Below are 7104 nucleotides of genomic sequence, written 5' to 3'. Positions count from 1 at the left end.
GCGAACACCACGGTGGCGGACACTCCGGCCGGGCGGGCGGCGCAGCTGCGCGAGACGCGGCCGCAGCCGCCGGTCGCGGTGGACGAGATGCCGCCTCCCGCGGCCCCCGCGCCGATGGGCCCGCCGCCGGGCACGGCCCAGCAGGCGGGTGCGGAGCGGCCGAGGCGCGGCGCGCGGCGCTGGACGTGGCTGGTCGTCGTCGCCGGCGTGGTCGTGGTGGGCGTCGTCGCGGGCGGGTTCGTGCTGGTGCAGAACGTCCGGAGCGGCTACTACATCGGGGAGCGGGACGGGAGGGTCGTCCTGTTCCGCGGGACGACGCAGGAGGTCCCGGGCCTGAGCCTGTCGAGCGTGGCGAAGAACCAGCCCAACCCGCCGATCATGGTAGCGGACCTCCCGCAGGATCTTCAGCAGCAGGTGCGGGAGACCTACACGGTCGACGGTCCCACCGAGGCGTGGCAGGCGCTGGAGAGCGCCGTGTGCAAGTACTCCCTGGTCGACAGCGGCGGCAAGGTCGCGATCGTCAAGGGCCAGGGGCAGAACAACTGCCGGCAGGCGACCGTCAAAACGAGTGAGGTCCCGGTGGGCGAGCTGCCGGGGTCGGACGCGACGGCGATCGGCAAGGGCGACATGGCGTTCATCGGGCAGGCGGCGGCGGAGCAGAAGCTGCAGGAGCTCACCACCCGCCGCGACCAGTGCAAGACCCCGAACTCGCGCATTCCGGACTGCCCCTCCAACGGAGGGAAATCGTAGATGCACCAGCTCGGGGAACAGATCAGGTCGCGTCTGCCGTACCAGCGGCGGAACGCGGCCTCGCTGGCTTTGCTGGTCTTCGCGATGGTGCTGACGCTGTCGGCGTTCGCGGAGGTCGGCCTCGCCCGGGACGGCAGCATCCCCGCGGGGCTGTTCGTGTACGGCGGCGGCCTGGTCGTGCTGGCGCTGATCGCCTACTTCGTCCAGACCAGGTTCACGCCCTACGCCGACCCGCTGCTGCTGCCGCTGGCGGTGGCGCTGAACGGCATCGGGCTGGCGATGATCTACCGGCTCGACCTGGACACCAGCGCCGACCGCAAGGCCGCCGCGGCGGCCGGCAAGAAGCTGCTCGCGGACGCCGCCGACGCGCCGAGCCAGCTGATGTGGACGTTCGTCGGCATCGGCCTGTTCGTCGCCGCGGTGCTCATCATGCGGGACACCGACAAGACCGACGCGCCGCTGTCGTTCACGCCGAAGACCGCGCAGCGCTACACGTACCTGATCGGCCTCACGGCGGTCATCCTGCTGCTGCTGCCGATCGTCCCCGGCATCGGGCAGCAGATCAACGGCGCCCGCGTGTGGATCAGCGTCGGGCCGTTCTCGGTCCAGCCGGGCGAGTTCGCGAAGATCCTGCTGGTCGTGTTCTTCGCCGGCTACCTGGTCAACAAGCGGCAGGCGATGTCGCTGATCGGCAAGAAGGTCGGCCCGTTCAACATGCCGCGGGGCCGCGACCTCGGCCCGATCATGGTGATCTGGTTCTTCTGCCTGGGCGTGCTGTTCCTGCAGAAGGACCTCGGGACCGCGCTGCTGTTCTTCGGCCTGTTCGTGTCGATGCTCTACATCGCGACCCAGCGCGTCTCCTGGGTGGTGATCGGTGTCGGGCTGCTGGCGTTCGGCGTGTTCATCTCGACGCTGCTGCCGTTCATGGGCCACGTGAACCAGCGCATCGACATCTGGCTGAACCCGAAGCCGTACTTCGACGGCGGCTGCCTGCTGGACAGCGGCAAGGTCGTCCCGGTCAACCCGAACACTGAGATCTACGAGAAGTACGACACCGAGGGTTCGGTGTCGCCCGGCTTCACCGCCTGCGCCGAGCTCGGCGGCGACTACGCCGACAGCGCGCAGCTGATGAAGGGGCTGTTCGCGCTCGGCGAGGGCGGCGTGCTCGGGACGGGCTTCGGGCAGGGCGAGCCCTGGCGGACGCCGCTGTCGTTCAGCGACTTCATCTTCGACTCGCTCGGCGAGGAGCTCGGCCTGACCGGGCTGATGGCGCTCCTGCTGATCTACGCGCTGATCGTGCAACGCGGGATGAAGACCGCCGTGGCGGCCCGCGACCCGTTCCTGAAGCTGTTCGCGGGCGGTGTGTCGTTCGTCTTGGCGCTCCAGGTCTTCGTGATCGTCGGCGGCGTCACCCGGCTCATCCCGCTCACCGGTCTGACGACGCCGTTCCTGTCCCAGGGCGGTTCGTCGCTGATGGCCAACTGGATCCTGATCGCGATCCTGGTGCGGATGAGCCATGACGCGCGCAAGCCCGCCCCGCAGGCGATCCAGGACGAGGGCATGACGCAGATCGTGAGCACGAGGTGACTTCGGTCCGATGAGCGACCACGTGACGGGGCATGGCCGCGCGGTCCGGGGGCGGATCGCGGCTGAGCGGGGGGAGGCCGTATGAACATGGACAAGCCGGTCCGGCGGGTGGCGATCTTCGCGATGCTGCTGTTCTTCGGGCTGATGGTGCAGGTCAACTACGTCCAGGGGAGCCAGGCGGAGTCGCTGCGCACCGACTCGAACAACAGCCGGCAGTTCACCGACGTGTTCAACTCGCCGCGTGGGCAGATCTCCGCCGGCGGCGAGGTGCTGGTGACGTCGAACCCGACCGGCAAGGACAACCCGAAGTACGGCCGCTCGTACAAGGACGGCCCGGTCTTCGCGCCGGTGACGGGGTACTTCAACGGCGGCGCGTCGGGCGTCGAGCGGGCCTACAACTCGCTGCTGAGCGGCAAGGACACCCGCATCACGCAGCAGCGCTGGTTCGACACGTTCATCGGCAAGCCGGCCGACGGCGCGAACATCGAGCTGACGCTCGACCCGGAGGCGCAGCGGACCGCCTACCAGCTGCTGCGGGGCAAGACCTCGCCGGGCCGCCGTGGCGGCGCCGTGGTGATGGACATCCGGACGGGCGCGCTGAAGGTGGCGGCGTCGTGGCCGTCGTTCGACCCGAACGAGGTCGCGCCGCAGCAGGGCGAGAAGGGCGGCAAGCGGCTGGAGCAGCTCGATGACGGCGAGGGCGTCATCAAGCCGCTGGTCGACAACGCGCTGAGCCAGACGTTCCCGCCCGGTTCGTCGTACAAGACGGTGACGGCGGCGGCCGCGATGCAGGAGCTCGGCATCGACAGCGGGTCCACGATCCTGACCGGGCAGCTGATCCTGCCGGAGTCGGGCCGTCCGCTGCCGAACTCGCACGACAGCGGGAGCTGCGCGGGCACCGCCCCGCTGCGCGGCGCGTTCGCCGAGTCGTGCAACACCTCGTTCGGGAAGATGGCGCTCGACATGGGCATCCAGCAGCTGTCCGACAGCTCGGCGAAGTTCGGGTTCGGCAAGCGCATCGAGCTGGAGCCGGACATGTACGCGGCCGAGAGCTCCGTCCCGGTGTCGTACACCGGCCCGGACGGCAAGACGATCCAGACCGGCCAGGACGGGACGGCCCGCTCCGGCATCGGGCAGGAGAACGTGCGCGCCACCCCGCTGCAGATGGCGATGGTCGCGGCCGCGGTCGCCAACGAAGGCAAGATCATGAGCCCGTTCGTGGTGCAGAAGGTCCGTGCGAAGGACCAGAGTGAGCTCTACAACGCCTCGCCGGAGCAGTTCGCCCAGCCGATGACCGGCGACCAGGCGGAGCAGCTGGAGGACATGATGCGCGCAGTGATCTCCGAGGGCACCGCGAAGAACCTGTCCGGCATGCGGATCGCCGGCAAGACCGGCACGGCCGAGCAGGGTCCGGGCAACCCGAACGCGCGCTGGTTCATCGGGTTCAGCCCGGTGGAGAACCCGCGCTACGCGTTCGCCGTGATGACCGAGGGCCCCGGCTCCGGTGGCGGCGACGCCGGCCCCCTCGCGGGGGGCATCATGGCTAAGGTCTTGCAGAAGTGAGCGGGGACCTCGTCCTCAACGACCGGTACCGGCTGCTGGAGCGGCTGGCGATCGGCGGGATGGGCGAGGTCTGGCGGGCGTCCGACGAGCTGCTCGGCCAGCAGGTGGCGGTGAAGCTGCTGCGGCTGGAGCTCGGGTCGGACGCGCGGGCGCGCGGCCGGTTCGAGTCGGAGGCGCGGTTCGCGGCGGAGCTGCGGCACCCGGGGATCGCCGGGGCGTACGACTTCGGCGAGCACGAGGGCCGGGCGTACCTGGTGATGGAGCTGGTGCCGGGCGAGCCCCTGGACGAGATCCTCGCGCGGGACGGCGGGCTGCCGCTGGAGGCCGTCCTCGACATGATGGTGCAGGCGGGGCAGGCGCTGACCGTCGCGCACGACGCGGGGGTCGTGCACCGCGACATCAAGCCGGCGAACCTGATGGTGTCCCCGGACGGCACCCTGAAGATCACCGACTTCGGGATCGCGCGGCGGCTGGCGGCGGCGTCGCAGACCCAGACCGGCATGGTCATGGGCACCGCGCACTACATCTCGCCGGAGCAGGCGCAGGGGCACAAGCTGTCCCCGGCCGCGGACCTGTACTCGCTGGGCGTGGTGGCCTACGAGTGCCTGACGGGCGCGCCGCCCTTCGACGGGTCGACGCCGGTCGAGGTGGCGATGAAGCACGTCCGGGACGCGCCGGACGACCTGCCGCCGCGGGTTCCGGTGGCCGCCCGCGAACTCGTCATGCAGCTGCTCGCGAAGGACCCGCTGGACCGGCCGGCGAACGCGGGCATCGTCGCCGACCGGGCGCTGGCGATCCGCGCGGCTCTCAGCACGGGACGAATTCCGCGGGTGGGCCCGCGGGCCGTTCCGCCAGGTCGGCAGCCGAAACCGAAGATCGTTACCCAATCGTCGGCTTTGTCGGGATTTGACGCTGCCTCGGGGGCGGATAACCTCGCCTCGGGGTCAGTGCGCGGGCAACGACGCACCGCACTGACGTACGCGGCAGTGGTGGTGGGCTGCGTCCTCGTGGCCGGGTCCCTGTGGAAGGGGTTCGCGATCGCGGGTTCAGGTCAGGACGAGCGGGGCCCGTCCGGGCCCGCCGCCTCGGTACCGGCCGGGGACGACGCCGAGGCCGATCCGGTCGTCCCGCCGAGCACGCCCACGAGCGCCCCTCCCACACAGCAGATCCGCACTACACCGAGACCGAGTGTCGCGCCGCGCGCCCCGACGCGTAGGATCCGTCCGTCAACGCCGGACACCCGTGACGCGTCCCCATCACAGAAGCCATCAAGCAAACCGCCCCGGGCGACTCCCACCGCCCCAGAGCCAACACCCACTCCGACGGACAGCACCACGACTCCGTCAACTCCGAGCCCGGATCCCTCTCCGGAACTGAGCGGGAAGCTAGGTTCGGAGGACAAGGTGTAGACGTACGAGGGAAAGTGCACATATGAGTCAACCTCGGCTGCTCGGCGGCCGCTACGAGCTCGAAACGGTGATCGGGCGAGGCGGCATGGCCGAGGTCTACCGTGCCCGAGACCTGCGGCTGGATCGCGTGGTAGCGGTCAAGACGCTGCGGTCCGACCTGGCTCGCGACCCCACGTTCCAGGCCCGGTTCCGGCGCGAGGCCCAGTCGGCCGCGTCGCTGAACCACCCCTCGGTCATCGCCGTGTACGACACCGGCGAGGACATGATCGGCGAGACCTCCATCCCGTACATCGTCATGGAGTACGTGGACGGGAGCACGCTGCGCGACCTGCTGCGGGAGAACCGCGCGCTGCTGCCCGACAAGGCCCTTGAGATCACCGACGGCATCCTGCGCGCGCTGGACTACAGCCACCGCGGCGGCATCGTGCACCGCGACATCAAGCCGGCCAACGTCATGCTGACCCGGCAGCACGAGGTCAAGGTCATGGACTTCGGCATCGCCCGGGCCATGGCCGACTCGGCGGCCACCATGACGCAGACCGCGCAGGTCATCGGCACCGCGCAGTACCTCTCCCCGGAGCAGGCGCGCGGTGAGCGGGTCGACGCCCGCAGCGACATCTACTCGACGGGTTGCGTCCTCTACGAACTTCTCACGGGCAAGCCCCCCTTCACCGGCGACTCCCCAGTGGCGATCGCGTACCAGCACGTCCGGGAGGAGCCCGTACCTCCCTCGCAGGTAGATCCGCAGATCCCGCAGTGGGCGGACGCGATCGTGCTGAAGGCGATGGCGAAGGACGCCGACCACCGCTACCAGAACGCGAACGAGTTCCGGCAGGAGATCCAGCGCGTCCTGCAGGGCCAGCCGGTGGCGTCGACGGCCGCGTCCACGATGCTGATGGGCTCGGCCCAGGGCACGCAGGTCATGGGCGGCTACCCGGGCGGCGCCCCGCCCCGCACCCAGATGCAGCGGCCGGTCGACAACGGCTACGGCCTGCCACCGGCCCGGTACGACGACGAGGACTACGGCGACCGCAACGGCGCCGGCAAGAAAGCCGCACTGTGGATCGGCCTGGCCGTCCTGTTCATCGGCGGCGCGGCGCTCATCGGCTGGATGGTGAGCAGCGGCGGCGAGGACACCGAGCAGGTCGCCATCCCGAACACCATCGTGAACGTCTCCCAGGCGGCCGCGACGGCGGAGCTGACGAAGCTCGGCTTCAAGGTCGGCGAGCCGAAGCTGGAGTACAGCGACGAGATCAGGCGCGGCTTCGTGATCAGCTCCGACCCCCGCCCCGGCGCGAACGCACCGGAGGGCTCGGCGGTGACGCTGCTGGTCTCCCGGGGCAAGAAGCCGCCCACGGAGATCGAGATCCCGGACGTGACCGGCAAGCCGTACGACCAGGCGAAGAAGACGCTGGAGTCGCGCGGTTTCGAGGTGGAGAAGCGGGTCGTCAACAGCGACGACGTCCCGCGCCTCAACGTCGTCAGCACCGACCCGTCCGGCGGCTCGAAGGCCCCGAAGGGCACCACGGTGACGGTGACCGTCTCGAACGGCCCGAGCGAGCTGAAGGTCCCGGACCTCTTCAACAACAGCCAGCGGGCCGCCTGCGGCAAGCTGAACGCCCTGGGCCTGAAGTGCAAGGTTGAGAAGGGCCCCGCACCCCCGGACCGCCAGGTCGCCCCGGGCCTGGTCTTCAACCAGCAACCGGGCCCGGACGCAGTAGTGGCCCCGGGCGACACGGTCACCATCTTCATAGCCGTCCCCCCGGAGACCGAGCAGCCGCCCCCAGGCGACTCC

At 70.2% G+C, this 7104-nt stretch carries 4 protein-coding genes and 1 pseudogene; all 5 read left to right on the top strand.

What is annotated here, in order from left to right; all coding sequences use genetic code 11:
* Positions 1–750: pseudogene (locus E1200_RS29270) on the top strand (serine/threonine-protein phosphatase); the annotation flags it as partial.
* Complete coding sequence (locus E1200_RS29265) at positions 751–2337, top strand: FtsW/RodA/SpoVE family cell cycle protein (protein ID WP_131955313.1); 1587 nt, start codon at positions 751–753, stop codon at positions 2335–2337.
* An 81-nt stretch (positions 2338–2418) separates the two neighbouring features.
* Positions 2419–3900, top strand: a complete 1482-nt coding sequence (locus E1200_RS29260) for a penicillin-binding transpeptidase domain-containing protein (RefSeq protein WP_131955312.1) — start codon at positions 2419–2421, stop codon at positions 3898–3900.
* Positions 3897–5309: a serine/threonine-protein kinase gene (locus E1200_RS35300; RefSeq protein WP_131955311.1), complete on the top strand. Its 1413-nt coding sequence runs from the start codon at positions 3897–3899 to the stop codon at positions 5307–5309. The genes E1200_RS29260 and E1200_RS35300 overlap by 4 nt, the downstream gene beginning before the upstream one ends.
* A gap of 22 nt (positions 5310–5331) precedes the next feature.
* The coding region (gene pknB / locus E1200_RS29250; RefSeq protein WP_131955310.1) for a Stk1 family PASTA domain-containing Ser/Thr kinase at positions 5332–7104 on the top strand (1773 nt) is incomplete at its 3' end.

It is taken from the genome of Actinomadura sp. GC306, assembly GCF_004348665.1.
Taxonomy (GTDB): Bacteria; Actinomycetota; Actinomycetes; order Streptosporangiales; family Streptosporangiaceae; genus Spirillospora.
The sequence above is the reverse complement of the archived record's forward strand: the minus strand, read 5'-3'. Positions and strand labels throughout refer to the sequence as shown.